General features: G+C 72.6%; 10 protein-coding genes. 9 read left to right on the top strand and 1 reads right to left on the bottom strand.

What is annotated here, in order from left to right; all coding sequences use genetic code 11:
- Positions 1-5: 5 nt before the first annotated feature.
- From M9979_RS07655 to M9979_RS07635, 5 genes are read left to right on the top strand one after another with little or no spacing between them, the layout of a single operon-like run.
- On the top strand, positions 6-992 hold the full coding sequence (locus M9979_RS07655) for an AAA family ATPase (RefSeq protein WP_254288749.1): 987 nt from the start codon (positions 6-8) through the stop codon (positions 990-992).
- On the top strand, positions 985-1,878 hold the full coding sequence (locus M9979_RS07650) for a DUF58 domain-containing protein (protein WP_254288748.1): 894 nt from the start codon (positions 985-987) through the stop codon (positions 1,876-1,878). The genes M9979_RS07655 and M9979_RS07650 overlap by 8 nt, the downstream gene beginning before the upstream one ends.
- Positions 1,875-2,978 (top strand): BatA domain-containing protein, encoded by a 1,104-nt coding sequence (locus M9979_RS07645; protein ID WP_254288746.1) that lies wholly within the window; start codon positions 1,875-1,877, stop codon positions 2,976-2,978. The genes M9979_RS07650 and M9979_RS07645 overlap by 4 nt, the downstream gene beginning before the upstream one ends.
- Positions 2,975-5,074 carry a DUF4175 domain-containing protein gene (locus M9979_RS07640; protein ID WP_254288745.1) on the top strand — a complete coding sequence of 700 codons (2,100 nt, stop codon included), beginning with the start codon at positions 2,975-2,977 and terminating at the stop codon, positions 5,072-5,074. Before M9979_RS07645 ends, M9979_RS07640 begins: the two co-directional genes overlap by 4 nt.
- Complete coding sequence (locus tag M9979_RS07635; RefSeq protein ID WP_254288743.1) at positions 5,071-6,828, top strand: serine/threonine-protein kinase; 1,758 nt, start codon at positions 5,071-5,073, stop codon at positions 6,826-6,828. Before M9979_RS07640 ends, M9979_RS07635 begins: the two co-directional genes overlap by 4 nt.
- Here the strand turns inward: M9979_RS07635 and M9979_RS07630 are convergent.
- Positions 6,804-9,008 (bottom strand): putative bifunctional diguanylate cyclase/phosphodiesterase, encoded by a 2,205-nt coding sequence (locus M9979_RS07630; protein ID WP_254288742.1) that lies wholly within the window; start codon positions 9,006-9,008, stop codon positions 6,804-6,806. The genes M9979_RS07635 and M9979_RS07630 overlap by 25 nt on opposite strands.
- 201 nt (positions 9,009-9,209) lie before the next feature.
- Between M9979_RS07630 and M9979_RS07625 the strand changes: the two genes are divergently transcribed.
- From M9979_RS07625 to M9979_RS07610, 4 genes are all read left to right on the top strand, one after another.
- Positions 9,210-9,707 carry a methylated-DNA--[protein]-cysteine S-methyltransferase gene (locus M9979_RS07625; RefSeq protein WP_254288741.1) on the top strand — a complete coding sequence of 166 codons (498 nt, stop codon included), beginning with the start codon at positions 9,210-9,212 and terminating at the stop codon, positions 9,705-9,707.
- A gap of 219 nt (positions 9,708-9,926) precedes the next feature.
- Positions 9,927-11,264 carry a dicarboxylate/amino acid:cation symporter gene (locus tag M9979_RS07620; protein WP_254288739.1) on the top strand — a complete coding sequence of 446 codons (1,338 nt, stop codon included), beginning with the start codon at positions 9,927-9,929 and terminating at the stop codon, positions 11,262-11,264.
- Positions 11,265-11,387: 123 nt separating this feature from the next.
- Complete coding sequence (locus M9979_RS07615) at positions 11,388-12,878, top strand: alginate export family protein (protein WP_254288738.1); 1,491 nt, start codon at positions 11,388-11,390, stop codon at positions 12,876-12,878.
- An 11-nt stretch (positions 12,879-12,889) separates the two neighbouring features.
- The gene (locus M9979_RS07610; protein WP_254288737.1) at positions 12,890-14,512 is read left to right on the top strand and encodes an NAD-dependent malic enzyme; all 1,623 of its coding nucleotides are present in this window, start codon (positions 12,890-12,892) and stop codon (positions 14,510-14,512) included.
- The last annotated feature ends 59 nt before the right edge of the window (positions 14,513-14,571 follow it).

Genomic DNA, 14,571 nt, shown 5'->3' with positions numbered 1-14,571 from the left:
GCAGCATGACCGAAGCCGAAATCGAAGCCCGCCTGTCGACCCTCACGGCCCTACGCGCGGCGATCGCGCAGGCGATCGTCGGACAGGCGGCGGTGGTCGAGCAATTGCTGATCGGCCTGATCGCCGGCGGCCATTGCCTGCTGGAGGGTGTGCCGGGGCTCGGCAAGACGCTGCTGGTGCGGTCACTGGGCGAGGCGCTGCACCTCGATTTCCGCCGCGTCCAGTTCACCCCCGACCTGATGCCGAGCGACATCCTCGGCACCGAATTGCTGGAAGAGGACCACGGCACCGGCAAGCGCCACTTCCGCTTCCAACAGGGCCCGGTGTTCACCAATCTGCTGCTCGCCGACGAACTCAACCGCACGCCGCCCAAGACGCAGGCGGCGCTGTTGGAGGCGATGCAGGAACGCACCGTCAGCTACGGCGGCACGACCTACCAGCTGCCGCGGCCGTTCTTCGTACTGGCGACGCAGAATCCGATCGAACAGGCGGGCACCTATCCGCTGCCCGAGGCGCAGCTCGACCGGTTCCTGCTCCACGTCCGCCTCGATTACCCGAGCGAGAGCGAGGAACGCGCCATCCTCGCCGCGACCACCGGCAGCGGCCTCGCCACCGTGCCACGCGTGATGGCGGGCGAGGACGTCCTCGCCCTGCAGGCGCTGGTGCGCGAGGTGCATCTCGGCGGCGACCTGCTCGACTGGATCACGCGGCTGGTCCGCGCGACGCGGCCGGGCGAGGCGATGCCCGACGCCCTGCGCAGCTACGTCCGCTGGGGCGCCGGCCCGCGTGCCGGCCAGTCGCTGGTCCTCGCCGCCAAGGCGCGCGCGTTGCTCCACGGGCGGCTGGCGGCGACGCGCGAGGACGTCGCCGCGCTCGCCGCGCCGGTGCTGCGCCACCGCCTGATCCTCGCCTTCGCCGCGGAGGCGGAGGGCGTGTCGCCCGACGCGGTCGTCGAACGGCTGCTCGGCGCGGTGCGGGGACCCGGTGCCTGATCTGATCGCGCCGTTGATACCGGGTGACGTCCGCCACCGGCTGAAGGCGCTCACCCTCGTCGCGCGCCGCGCGATCGGCGACCGCGGGCTGGGGCTGCACACCAGTCGCGCGCGTGGGTCGGGACTCGAATTCGCCGCCTATCGCCCCTACGAGCCCGGCGACGAACCGCGACAGATCGACTGGAAGCTCTACGGCCGCTCCGACCGCTTCTTCGTCCGCGAGGCGGAGCGGGAGAGCCCGGTCGCGCTGTGGATCCTGCTCGATGCCAGTGCCTCGATGGCGCAGGCGGATGCGCGTGCGCCCGGCTATGCGCGGCTCGATGCCGCCAAGGGGCTGACCGCAGCGCTCGCCGAACTGGCGCTGGCGCAGGGCGACCGCTTCGCGCTGGCGACCTTGTCCGCGGATGCGTTCGACCTGATCCCCGCCGCCGGCGGCACGCGCCAGCGCGACCGGCTCCACCATGCGTTGCAGGCGCTGGGCGCGGCGGGCGGCTTTCCGGCGGAGGCGACGCTGGCGCCGCTGTGGGACCGGATCGGCGCGCGTGACCTCGTGGGAATCGTCTCCGACTGGTTCGACCCCGCCTGCCTCGATCTCGCGACGCGGCTGGCGGCGGCGGGGCGCGAGGTGCTGGCGCTGCAGGTGCTGACCGTCACCGAACGCGACTTCGACCTCGACGGCGGATACCGCTTCCGCGATCCCGAGACGGGCGAGGAACTGCTCGGCGACGCCGCCGCATTGCGCGCCGAATTCCTTGCGCGGTTCGCCGCCGCGCAGGCGACGCTCGCCGCGGCGTGGCACGCGGCCGGCATCCGCCACGCGCGGCTCGTCCTCGACGAACCGCTCGACACGCCGTTGCAGGCGCTGTTCGGGCGCGTCGCGCGATGAACCTGCTGTTCCCGCTCGGCCTCGCCGCGCTGGCGGCGCTCGCGCTGCCGCTGCTGCTCCATCTCGCCCGGCGCACCGAACAGCGGCCGACCGACTTCGCCGCCTTGCGTTGGCTGCGCCAGAAACCGCGTCCTCGCCACCGGCCACGCTTCGACGAGCGGCTGTTGCTCGCGGCGCGGCTGGCGCTGCTCGCGGTCATCGCGCTGGTGCTCGCCCTGCCGGTATTGACCGGCACCGATACCGCCCGCGCGGTGGTGGCGGTGGCGCCCGGCGCGGCGGTGCCGCCGGCGGATGGCGCGCGACAGGTCTGGCTCGCCCCCGGCTTCCCGTCGGTCACCGCGCCGCGGCCGGCGGGTCCGGTGCCGGTCGCCAGCCTGATCCGCCAGCTCGACGCGGAGCTGCCGCCCGGCGCCGCGCTGACCGTCGTCGTGCCGCGCATCCTCGACGGCGCCGATGCCGAGCGCCCCCGCGTCGCCCGCCGCATCGCCTGGCGCATCGTCGGCGAAGGCCTCTCACCGCCGCGCGTCCCGCCGCCCGCGCTACCGGTCCTGCGCTACGACCCCACCGTCGCGGGCGCGCGCTACGTCGGCGCGGCGCTGCGCGCGCTGGGCCAGCGCGATATCGCGCCGCGCTCCGCCCCGATCCCGCGATCCCGTCCGCTCGTCTGGCTCGCCCCCGGGGCGCTGCCCGCCGCGGCGATCGCGCAGGCCGAGGCAGGCAACATCGTCCTCGTCGCGCGCGAGACGACGATTCCCGCAAGCCCCACGGTCGCGGTCTGGCGCGACGCCGACGGCGCGGCACTGGTCGAGGCGCAGCCTCTCGGCCGCGGCCGCCTGCTGCGCTTCACCCGGCGGCTGGCACCGGCGGCCATGCCGCAACTGCTCGACCCCGATTTCCCGCACCGCCTCGCCGCGCTGTTCGCCGCTGCGGAGCCCGATCCGGCCCGCGTGCTCGCCGATGCCTATGCGCCGCAGCCTGGCGCACCCGCGCCGCTGCCACCGGCACGCCCGCTGTGGCCGATGCTGGCGGTGGCCGCCGCCTTGCTGTTCCTCGTCGAGCGCTGGCTCGCCACCCGCGCCGTGCGGGGCCCCGCGCCATGAGCGCCGATCCCCGCGTCGCAAGCTGGACGCGCCCCACCCGCGTGGCGGCATGGCGCGACGATCTGGCGCTGGGCGTGCCGGCGGCGCTGGTCCTCGCCGCGCTCGGCTGGCGCTTCGCGGGGGCGGGGCTTGCCGCCGCGCTGCTGGCGATCGGCCTCGCCGCGACCGCGGGAATCGCAGGGGCGCGGGCGCGGCGTTTCGACCGGCGCTGGCTGATCGCCGCGCTCGACGCGTCGCGCCGCGATCTGGAGGACAGCAGCGACCTGCTGTTCGCCGATCCCGCCGCGCTGACCCCGTTGCAGCGGCTCCAGCGCGACCGGATCTCGCGGCGGGTCGCGGGCGAAGCGATCCCCTCTCTCGCCGCGCCTCGCCCGCGCGGCATGCTGGCGGGGATCGCGCTCGCCGCGCTCGTCTGCATCGCCGCGATCCTTCTCTGGCCACGCCCGGCCACCGTCGCGCTCGCCCCAGTGGCGGAAGGGTTGCGCGCGATCCCTGGCGTGCCGCGTCTCGTCGGGCAGGCGCTGGAGGTCGTGCCGCCCGCCTACACCGGCCTGCCGCCGCGCACGCTGGCGACGCTCGATGCGCGCGTGCCGGCGGGCGCGCAATTGCGCTGGACGCTGCGCTTCGCCCCCGACCCCGCCGCCGCCCGCCTCGCCGGCGTCGGGCAGCCGGCGATCCCGCTCGCGCGAGACGGAGCATGGCACGCGGCTTATCGCGCCGACCGGTCCTTGCTGTACCGCGTCGTCCCCACCGGTGCGGCGCGCGCGGGCGTGCCGCCGCTCCACCGCATCGACGTGATCGCCGACCGGCCGCCGCAGGTCCGCGTCGAGACGCCGCGCGAGGGCGTGACGATCCTCGTGCCAAGCCAGCGCGGCGCCACGCTCGCCTTCGTCGCCACCGACGATTACGGCGTCCGCGCCAGCGCCCGGCTGCGAATCGTCGTCGCGCAGGGGGAAGGCGAGAACGTCCGCTTCGCCGAACGCACGCTGTCGCTCGCCGGCAGCGGCTCTCCCCGCGCCCGCCGTTTCGCCGCGCGGCTCGATTTCGCCGCGCTGGGCTTCGTCGAGCCCGGCGACGTCGTCGCGCAGCTGATCGTCGCCGACACCCGAACGCCGGATGCGCAGGAGGTGCGCGGCCCCAGCGTCATCCTGCGCCGCCCCCCGGCGAATGCGGCGGAGGGCAGCGGGCTGGAGGCGATGGGCCGCCGCGTCATGCCCGCCTATTTCCGCAGCCAGCGCCAGATCATCATCGATACCGAGGCGCTGCTCGCCGAACGCCCCCGTCCGCCTGCCGACCGCTTCCTCGCCCGCGCCGATGCGATCGGCGCCGACCAGCGGCTGCTGCGGATGCGCTACGGCCAGTTCATGGGCGAGGAGACGAGCGGCGCGAGCGTCGCGATGCCCACCAACGACGAGGAGGAGCCCGCGCCCTCCGCCTCGCCCGCGGCGGCGGACCACGACCACGACGCCCCGGCTGCGTTCGGCGCGGCGGAGGACGTCGTCGCCGAATACGGCCATACGCATGACGAGGCGGAGGCGGCGACGTTGCTCGATCCCGGCACGCGCGCGACATTGCGCCGCGCGCTCGATGCGATGTGGCGGTCGGAGACCGCCCTGCGTCAGGGCGAACCGCGCAAGGCGCTGCCCCACGCCTACACCGCGCTGCGCTTCATCAAGCAGGTGCAGCAGGCGACGCGCATCTTCCTCGCGCGCACCGGCACCGATCTGCCCGCGATCGACATGACGCGGCGGATGACCGGCGTGCGGGGTGAGATGGGGCCGCGCAGCCTGCCCTCCGCCGCCGCCGATCCGGTCGATCCCATCCCGGCGGCGATCTGGCGCGCGCTCGATACGCCGCGCCGAGGGCAGGCGCTCGACGCGCTGTCGCGTTGGCTGCGCACGGGCGCGGCGCGGGTGCCCGATCCGCTCGCACTGGCCGGCGCGATCGATACGCTGCGCCGTCGTCCTGATTGCGTGTCCTGCCGCGCGGCGCTGCGCGCTGCCTTGTGGCCGGCGCTGCCGCGACCGACGCCGGGGCTCGCGCGCCGCGACGGCGGCGATGCGGTCGGCCGCCGCTATCTGGACGCGCTGCCGTGAGCGCCGAGCGGATCGTCGCGGCATTGCTGGCGCTGGCGGTCGCGATCGCCTGGGTCCGGCTGGGGCTGTGGCAGGCCCGCGCGCCGATCCGCGCCGCGCGGTGGCGGCTGGCGGCGCTCGTCGTGCTGCAGCCGATCGTCGCGGGATCGCTCTACCTGACGCTGTTCGCGCCATCGCCCGCGAGCAGCAGCGGCACATTGGTCGTCGCCACCGAAGGTGCGTCGCGGCTGGTGGCGATCGGCCCCGGCGAGACGCTCGTCGCCCTGCCCGAAGCGCGCGGCATCGCGGGGGCGGAGCGCGCGCCCGACCTCGCCGCCGCGCTGCGCCGCCACGCCGGGGCCACCGCGCTCCGCATCGTCGGCAGCGGCCTCGCCGCGCGCGACCGACCGGCGGCGTCTAGCGTCACGCTGCGCTACGCCGCGCCGCCCGCGCCCACCGGCCTCGTCGCGCTTACGCCCTCCGCGCCGGTCGCCCCGGGCGAGCCGTTCCGCATCGCCGCGCGCGTCACCGGCGGCGGCACGGCGAGCCTGCTCGATCCCGCCGGCCGGGTCGTCGATACCGCCAGGCCGGCGGCGGACGGCAGCGTGATCCTGCACGGCACGGCCCGCGTCCCCGGCGAGGCGCTGTTCACGCTGCGCACCGCCGGGGAACAGGCGCCAGTGCCGCTCGTCACGCGCGCCGCCACGCCCGCCCGCGCGCTGATCCTCGCCGCGGCACCCGGGCCGGAGGTCAAGTTCCTGCGCCGCTGGGCCGCCGACGCCGGCCTGACCGCGGAGACGCAGGCTGCGGTCGGCGGCGGCGTTGCCTTGGGCGATCCCGGCGTCGCGCTCACCCCGTCGGCGCTGGCGCGCTACGACCTGCTGATCCTTGACGATCGCAGCTGGGCAGGGCTCGGCGGCAGCGCGCGGGGCGGCGTTGCACAGGCGGTGCGCGGCGGGTTGGGGCTCGTCGTGCGCCTGACCGGCCCGGTGCCGCGCGGCTGGCAGCTGCTCGGCCTGCCGACCGGTGGCGGCGCGGCGGCGACACCGCTCCGCCTGCCACCCGCCGCGCCGGGCGATGCGGCGCTCGTCGCCCGCCGCGGCCCCGGCACGCGCGACGCCCCCGCCACGATTGCCGCGCCGCTGGGGGAGGTACCCGAGCTGAAGCGGATGGCGGTGCCGCTCGGCGGCATACCCCTGCTCCGCGACGCGCGCGGCACGCCCTTTGCGGCATGGCAGGGAGTCGGGCGCGGCCGCGTCGCGGTGACGACCCTGCTCGACAGCTTCGCGCTGGTCACCAGCGGCAACGGCGACGCGCATGCCGCGATCTGGAGCGCGCTCGCCGCGACGGTCGGGCGGGGAACGCCCGATCCCGGCATCCGCATCGGCGCCTTGCCCCGCGTCGGCGAGCGCACGCCGGTGTGCGCCACGGGCTCGCCCCCCGCCGTCATCGCGCCCGACGGCACGAATACGCCGTTGGTGCCCGACCCGCACGCGCGCGCCTGCGCCGGCTATTGGCCCCGCGTCCCCGGCTGGCATCGCCTCGGCGAGCAGCCCTTCTACGTCTATCCCGCCGACGCCCTGCCGCAGCTGCGCGCCACCGTCCGCCGCGAGGCGACGCTGGCGCTGGTCGGCGAGCGGCGCGTATCCACCCAGCCACAGCCGCGCGACCCGCAACCGTCGTGGCGCTGGCTGCTCGCCTTCCTCGCCGCCACGGCCACGTTATGGTGGATCGAACGCCGCCGCCGCGCCTACAGCGCGCGCGCCGTGCGATAGGCGTGGGCGAGCGCGGCGGGCACCTCGTCGCTCGGCACGCTGCGCCCGAACAGATAGCCCTGCGCCATGTCGCATCCTTGCCCCAGCAGGTAGCGCGCCTGCGCCTCGGTCTCGACCCCCTCGGCGACCACCGTCATCCCCAGCCGATGGCCCAGCGCCACCACCGCATCGATGATCGCCGCATCGCCGGCATCGTCGTCGAGATGCCCGACGAAGCTGCGGTCGATCTTGATCGTGTTGACCGGAAACGCCTTGAGATGGGTCAGCGAGGCATAGCCGGTGCCGAAATCGTCGAGCGCGATATGCACGCCCGCGCGCGAGAACGCGTCGAGCGCCGTCGCCACGCATTCCGCGCCGCGCCCGACGAACACCGTCTCGGTCACCTCCAGCTCGAACCGCTCGGCGGGAACGCGCGCGCGGGCGAGGTGGCCGAGGATGCGATCGACCAGGTCGTCGCGGCGGAATTCGGCGGGCGACAGGTTGAACGCGATCCGCCCGAACGCGACGCCGTCGTCGATCCAGCGGCGCATGTCGCCGACGATGCCGGCGAGCATCCGCTCGCTCAGCGCGATCGCGAGGTCGAGGTCCTCGAACGCCGCATCGATCGTCGCCGGCGGCTGCGTGCCGAGCGTCGGGTGCCGCCAGCGCAGCAGCGCCTCGAACCCGCACACCCGCCCGGTCGCCAAGGCGACCTTGGGCTGGTAGAAGGGCATGATCCGCTCGTCGCGCACCACGTCGCGCGCGATGCACAGCATCGACGACCGCCGCTGCAGGTCGGCGCGCATCTGCGGCGCGAAGGTCATGATGTTGCCGCGCATGCTCGCCTTGGCGGCATACAGCGCGATATCGGCGGATTTCAGCAGGTCGGCGGCGGTCGCGCCATGCGCCGGGAACAGGGATCCGCCCGCGGTCGCCTGACAATCGAGGATGCGCCCCTCGTGCGCCAGCGGTTCGCGCACCACGCGCAGCGCCGCGCGCACCCGCGCGACGATGTCGTCGGTGCCGTCCGTCCCCTCGATCACCGCGGCGAATTCGTCGCCGCCCAGCCGCGCCAGCGTGCAGCGATCGCCCAGCGCCGCGCGCAGCCGCACGCCGAACGTGCGCAGCACCATGTCGCCGGCATCGTGGCCGACGGTGTCGTTGGTCTCCTTCAGATGATCGACGTCGAACAACACCAGCGCCAACCCGGTGCCGAGCCGCGTCGCCTCGCCGATCGCGGTCTCCAGCCGCTCGCCGAACGCCGCGCGGTTGGGCAGGCCGGTCAGCGTGTCGTGATGCGCGGCGAAGCGGATGCGGTCCTCTGCGGTGCGCTCCTCGGTGACGTCGCGGGTGGTGACGAGCACGCGCGCGAGCCGCCCCGACGGCGCCTCGATCCGCCAGCCGCCGGTCTTGATCCAGCGCTCCTCGCCGGTGTCGGCGCGGTGGATGCGCAGCACCGTCTCGAATCGGTGGTTGCCGTCGCCCGCCTCGACCGCGGCGACCAGCGCCTGCAGGCGGTGGCGATCCGCGGGGATCACCAGCGCCAGCGCCTGCGCGATGACCGCGGGCGCGTCGACCGGCAGGCCCAGCATCGCCTTCAGCTCGTCGGACCATTCGCGCCGGTCGCCGATCGCGTCATAGTCCCAGATGCCGAGTCCCGCGGCATGCGTGGCGAGGCGGAACCGTTCCTCGCTCTCGCGCAATTCGGCTTCGGCGAGGTGGCGCGCGGTGACGTCCTGCGCGACGGTGATCGTCGATGCCGCGACCCCCGCCGCGTCGCAGACGAACGACGCCTGAACGTCGCACCAGATGACGCTGCCATCGGGACGGACGAAGCGCATTTCGATCCCGAACGGCGTCGCGGCCGCCATATGCCCGGCGTGGACCGCCTTCGCCCGGACCAGATCGTCGGGATGCAGGAACGCGTCGATCGGCAGTCCCGACAAATCGGCGGGTGTCCGGCCGAGCAGCTCGCAGAAACGATCGTTGACCATCAGCACGCGCCCGTCGCGCGTCCGGTGGAGCAGGCCGATCCGCGCCCGGCTCAGCACGGTGCCGAGCGCCGGCGTCGAATCGGGCGCGACCAGCACTGTCGTGATCGCCTGCGCGATATCGGCGTCGATCCACCCGGTCGCCGTATCGGACATGTCCGGATCGATCATCGCATCGCGATCGAAATCGCGCTCTCCCCAGCGATCCACCTATCGCATCCCCGTGCCGTCTTTCATGGCGCCGGTTTCGCCGGCGGCGCTTAACGATCTGTAACGAAACCGTTTTGACGGCGATTGCAGGCGGGCATGCGCCGCTGCATCGCGCAGATGCCCCCGATTGACGGCATTTTTGTTGGAAGTTGCCGGCACATACGGCTGTAGCCGGAACGCGCACCACGCTATCGTGACCCGATGACGCTCGCCGCCACGATCATGCCTTCGCCGGTCGGCGCGCTGACGCTGGTGGCGAGCGATGCCGGCCTCGTTGCGGTGCTGTGGGAGAATGACGACCCGTTGCGCGTACGGCTGGGGCCGCTGGTGGAGGATGCCGCGCATCCGGTGCTGCGCGCGGCGGCCGACCAGCTGCGCGGCTATTTCGCCGGCGAACGGACGAGCTTCGACCTGCCGCTCGACTGGCGCGGTACCGATTTTCAGAAGGCGGTCTGGGCCGCGCTGCTGACGATCCCCTATGGCGAGACGCGCAGCTATGGCGCACTCGCCCGCGCGATCGGCCGTCCGTCCGCATCGCGCGCGGTCGGTGCCGCCAACGGCCGCAATCCCCTGTCGATCGTCGCGCCCTGCCACCGCGTCGTCGGATCGGGCGGACACCTGACCGGCTTCGCCGGCGGGCTTGAAGCTAAGTCGCTGCTGCTCGCGCTCGAACGGCGCCGCGACGAACTGCCGCTGTGACCGGTCACGGGAAAGTGTGCAACTTTCTGCACACTTTTCGCGATCGGCGCTCGGCGATCCCGGCACGGGCCACGCCGAGAAACATCAAGGCGCTGAAAAACAAAGATAATTAAATCGCCGATGCCCGATTGTCGGGACCATCCCGCGCGCGCCATGATCCGACAACGCCCACGGCCATCAAGAGCCGGCCCGCGTGATCCAGAGGATGAAAGGCAGCCCATGACCATCAGCATCGCCGCGACACCGCCCGTCCCGCCGGCCGCCAGGCCCTGGTACGCTCAGCTCTATCTCCAGGTCCTGATCGCGATCCTCGCGGGCGTGCTGCTCGGCCATTTCGCGCCCGCCACGGGCGAGGCGCTGAAGCCGATCGGCGATGGCTTCATCAAATTGGTCAAGATGGTCATCGCGCCGGTCATCTTCCTGACCATCGTCACCGGCATCGCCGGCATGCGCGATCTCGCCGCGGTCGGTCGCGTCGCGGGCAAGGCGTTCGTCTACTTCCTGTTCTTCTCGACCTTGGCGCTGATCGTCGGCCTGATCGTCGCCAACGTCGTGCGCCCCGGCGCCGGGCTCAACATCGATCCCGCCAGCCTCGACACCAGCAAGGTCGCCGAATTCGCCGCCAAGGCGCACGACAGCACGATCACCGGCTTCCTGACCGGCATCATCCCCGACACCTTCCTGTCGTCGCTGACGGAAGGCAACATCCTGCAGGTGCTGTTCGTGTCGATCCTGTTCGGCATCGCGCTCGCGCTGATCGGCGACCGCGGCGACAAGGTGCTCAGCGTGCTCGAGGACGTCTCGCTCGCCTTCTTCAAGGTGGTCAGCATCGTCATGAAGGCCGCACCCATCGGTGCGTTCGGCGCGATGGCGTTCACCATCGGCAAATACGGCGTCGGCACGCTTGCCAACCTCGCGATGCTGGTCGGTACCTTCTATTTCACCTCGCTGCTGTTCGTTCTCGTCGTGCTCGGCACGGTCAGTTGGCTGTGCGGTTTCTCGATCCTGCGCCTGATCGCCTATCTCAAGGCCGAGCTGCTGCTGGTTCTCGGCACCTCCTCGTCGGAAAGCGCGCTGCCTGCGCTGATCGAGAAGATGGAGCGTGCCGGCTGCCCCAAGTCGATCGTCGGCCTCGTCGTGCCCACCGGCTATTCGTTCAACCTCGACGGCACCAACATCTACATGACGCTCGCCGCGCTGTTCATCGCGCAGGCGTGCAACGTCGACCTGTCGCTGGGCCAGCAATTGCTGCTGCTGTCGGTCGCGATGCTGTCGTCGAAGGGCGCGGCGGGGGTCACCGGTGCGGGCTTCATCACGCTGGCCGCGACGCTGTCGATCGTGCCGAGCGTGCCGGTCGCGGGCATGGCGCTGATCCTCGGCGTCGATCGCTTCATGAGCGAATGCCGCAGCCTCACCAACTTCATCGGCAACGCGGTCGCGACCGTGGTCGTCTCGCGCTGGGAAGGCGCGCTCGACACCGACCGGCTGAACGCGGCGATGCGCGGTGACGTGCCCCGCGTCGACCAGCTGCCCGCCGACGCGGTTCCCGCGGAGTAACGCGCCTCACCCTCACCCTTCCGCGCCTGACGGCGCTCCCTCCCTCTCCCATCGGGAGAGGGAAGAGGGCGCGAAGCGCCCGATAGGGTGAGGGTGAGTGCGGTGACCTAGAAGGATCGCTTCATGCATCGACCCATCCGTCTGCTCGGCGCCACCGCGCTGCTCACCCTCGCCGCCGGGGCACACGCGCAGACCAGCGTTGCTCCCACCGAAGCCGGTACCACCCGCAACCCCGCCACCCCGACCGTCGCCTCCTACCCCGCCGCGGCGATCGGCGATGGCGCCACCACCAACGGCTTCAACCTGTCGCGCTGGACGGAGGACTGGAGCAGCTACCGCGACCCGAAGAAGCGCGACGACTTCCTCGATCGCCTCAAGTTCCTGCCCCTCGACCGCGACGGCGACGTCTACCTCACGCTGTCCGGCGAATTGCGCCTGCGCGTCAACCACACCACCAACCCCAACCTCCGCGATTCTCGCGCGCAGCGGCAGGACATCAACCGCATCTTCGCCGGCGCCGACCTGCACGTCGGCCCGCATTTTCGCGCCTTCGCCGAGGTCGCGCACGGCGGTATCTCGGGCGTCGAACTCGGCGCACCCGCAGCGACGCTGCGCAACGACCTCGTCCTCCAGCAGGCGTTCGTCGAGGGCAACGCCGAAGTCGCCGGCGTCGCGATCGGCGCGCGCTACGGCCGGCAGGAATTCACCGACGGCCCCAATTTGCTCGTCTCGCAGCGCGACAACAACACGATCCGCTATACGCTGAACGGCATCCGCGCCTGGGCGCGCGGTGCGACCGTCCGCGCCGACCTGTTCGACCTCAAGCCGACGCAATATGGCGACCTCGGCACCGACGACGACATCGTCGATCCCGCGCGCCGCTTCTCGGGCGTGACATTGGGCTTCGCGGTGCCGACGCGCGCGTTCGGCGGATCGAAGCTGTACGTCGACCCCTTCTTCTGGCGCCGCCGCAATACGGTGGGCGCGTGGGGTGGGCGGATCGGGCCGGCGACGCGTTACTATGTCGGCACGCACATCTGGGGCGATGCCGGGCCGCTGACGATCGACTGGACCGTCAACCATCAATACGGCCACTACATCGACCAGGACATCGACGCTTGGCACGTCTTCCTCGCGCAGACCTGGCGCGTCGGCAAGGCGAAGACCGCACCGCGCGTCGGCTTCCACGTCGACTACGCCAGCGGCGGCGGCGGGTATGGCGACGGCAAGCTGCGCGACGCCTACGCCCCCTTCGGCAACAACATCTACTACAGCTACGGGCTGTTTTTGACCCCGTCGAACCTGATCGCGGTCGCGCCCAACGTCACCTTCCAGCCCATCAAAAACGTTCGCGTCACCGCCGAATACCAGCTCGCGTGGCGCGACAGCGTCACCGACGCGGTCTACCGCGCCAACGGCCAGCCGTTCGCGGGCACGCAAGGCGTCGCCGACGCCAAGATCGGCGACGTCACGCGGTTGCAGGCGATCTGGTCGATCACCCCGCGGCTGTCCTTCACCGGCCGCTACGAACATCTCGCCGCCGGCCCGTCGCTGTCGAAGGCGGGGTTCAAGAGCTCCGACTTCATGGCCGGCTGGCTCAGCTTCCGCTTCTGAAGAGGCCGCCCATGTCCCCCGCCTTCCACGCCGCGCGCCGCGCCCTGCTGTCCGACCCGCTGACCAACAAGGGCACCGCCTTCATCGAGGCCGAGCGCGACCGCTTCGGCCTGCACGGCCTGCTCCCCCCGCACGTCGGCACGCTCGAGAGCCAGATCGTCCGCCGCCGCCGCGTGCTCGACGGCATGGCGGACGATTTCCACCGCTACGCGTTCCTGCGCGAGCTGCAGGATTCGAACGAGATCCTGTTCCACGCGCTGGTGCAGGCCGACCTGCCGCGCATGCTCCCGCTGGTCTATACCCCCACCGTCGGCGCCGGCTGCGAACGGTTCAGCGAAATCTGGCGCAAGCCGCGCGGCCTGTTCCTGAGCTACCCCAATCGCGGCCGCATCGCCGACATCCTCGCCGACCCCGCGCTCGACCGGGTCAAGGTGATCGTCGTCAGCGACGGCGAGCGCATCCTCGGTTTGGGCGATCAGGGCGCCGGCGGCATGGGCATCCCGATCGGCAAGCTCGCGCTCTACACCGCCTGCGCCGGCCTCCACCCCGCCGAGGTGCTGCCGATCCTGCTCGACGTCGGCACCGACAATGCCGCCTTGCGCGACGATCCGCTCTACGTCGGCTGGCGCAACCCGCGCATCCGTGGGCAGGATTATGCCGCCTTCGTCGACACCTTCGTCGAAGCGGTCGCGGCGCGCTGGCCGAACGTCCTGCTGCAATGGGAGGATTTCGCCGGGCACAACGCCTACGACCTGCTCGCGCGCTATCGCGACCGGTTGCTCAGCTTCAACGACGATATCCAGGGCACCGCCGCGACCGCGGTCGGCACGTTGCTGTCGGCGATCCGCCGCACCGGCGCGTCGCTCACCGGCCAGCGCATCGTGCTGTTCGGCGCCGGCGCGGCGGGCAGCGGCGTCGCCGAACTGCTCGTCCAGGCGTTGCGCGCCGAGGGCCTCGACGAGGCGGCAGCACGCGCGCGAATCTGGGCGGTCGACCGCGACGGCCTGATCTTGTCGGACATGCCGAAGCTCACCGCCCCGCAGGCGCTGCTGGCGCGCGATCCCGCCGAGGTCGCCGACTGGACGCGCGACGCGGACGGTGGGCTCGGCCTGCTCGACACGGTGCAGGCGGTGCGCCCGACCGTGCTGATCGGCGCCTCGGGGCAGGCGGGCGCCTTCACCGAAGCCGTCGTCCGCGCGATGGCGGCGGGTTGTGCGACACCGGTGATCTTCCCGCTTTCCAACCCGGTGTCGCGCGCCGAGGCGCATCCTGCCGACGTGCTCGCCTGGACCGACGGCCGCGCGGTGGTCGGCACCGGCAGCCCGTTCGGCGTCGCCGGCGTGACGCAGGTCAACAACGTCTACATCTTTCCCGGCGTCGGGCTGGGCGCGATCGCAGCCGGTGCGACGCGCGTCACCGACGGCATGTTCATGGCCGCGGCGCGCGCGCTCGGCGCGATGGGCGGCGCGGGCGATACGCTGCTCCCGCCGATCGATGCGCTGCGCGAGGTCGCGCTGCACATCGCCGTGGTCGTCGCGCAGGCGGCGGTCGCCGACGGCGTCGCGACGGCACCGGCCGACGCGCTGACCGCCGAGCGGATCGCCGCCCTGATGTGGGACGCGCGCTACGACTGATCCGCGCGCCCGCCACGGTTGGCTATGGACGCGGGCTTCGTCGCGGGTCAAAGGCCGCG

Origin of the sequence: Sphingomonas liriopis (genome assembly GCF_024211255.1) — a bacterium.
Classification (GTDB): Bacteria; Pseudomonadota; Alphaproteobacteria; order Sphingomonadales; family Sphingomonadaceae; genus Sphingomonas; species Sphingomonas liriopis.
Note: the sequence above shows the minus strand (reverse complement) of the source record. Positions and strands in the feature narration are given on the sequence as shown.